Annotated in this window: 1 protein-coding gene; it reads left to right on the forward strand. The window is 56.7% G+C overall.

The features are described 5' to 3' along the window. Positions 1–251: 251 nt before the first annotated feature. The coding region (gene rem, locus H4I99_RS24315) for a transcriptional activator Rem (protein WP_164490844.1) at positions 252–901 on the forward strand (650 nt) is incomplete at its 3' end.

The following is a 901-nucleotide window of genomic DNA, read 5'->3' on the forward strand; positions in this document are numbered from 1 at the left end:
CCTCGCGATCCGATGAATCCGGCAGGATTTGGGCAGGCGATATCAATCAATATCTCATTTGCCTCATTTAACGTTTTCCCCAAGGAAAATTGTATCAAGATTGACCATAACCCACTAAATCTAGTGCAAATCGGCTGACTATGGTTAATCAATTATTAATTAATCCCCGCAACTTTCCACCATTGTCTCCGATTCCTCCGATTCGTACTCCTTGTGCAATCGAGGCACTACACTGATTCGGAGGCGGACGAATGATCGTAGTAGTTGACGAGCGACAGCTCGTGACGGAGGGATACACATCCCTCTTCGGAAGAGAAGGCATTCCATCGACCGGGTTCGACCCCGTCGAATTCGGCGAATGGGTCAATACGGCCGCTGACGCCGACATCGCGGCCATCGAGGCGTTCCTCATCGGCCAGAGCGACGAGAGCTTCGCCCTGCCAAGGGCCATTCGCGATCGTTCGCGCGCACCGGTGATCGCGGTCTCCGACCAGCCTTCGCTGGAAACCACGCTGGCGCTCTTCGACAGTGGCGTCGACGACGTCGTCAGGAAGCCGGTTCATCCTCGCGAGATCCTTGCGCGCGCCGCGGCCATCCGCCGGCGTCTCACCGCAATCTCCTCCTTCACCGACATCGGACCGATCCGCGTCTTCTCAGACGGACGCGATCCCGAGATCGAGGGTGAGGTCTTCGCCCTTCCCCGGCGCGAGCGCCGCATCCTCGAATATCTGATCGCAAACCGCGGCCGCCGCGTGTCCAAGTCCCAGATCTTCTCCGCCATCTACGGCATCTTCGACGAGGACGTCGAAGAAAACGTCGTCGAAAGCCATATCTCAAAGCTCAGAAAGAAACTGCGCAAAAAGCTCGGTTTCGATCCCGTCGATTCCAAGAGATTCCTCGG

This window comes from Paenirhizobium daejeonense (assembly GCF_014280875.1).
Taxonomy (GTDB): Bacteria; Pseudomonadota; Alphaproteobacteria; order Rhizobiales; family Rhizobiaceae; genus Allorhizobium; species Allorhizobium daejeonense.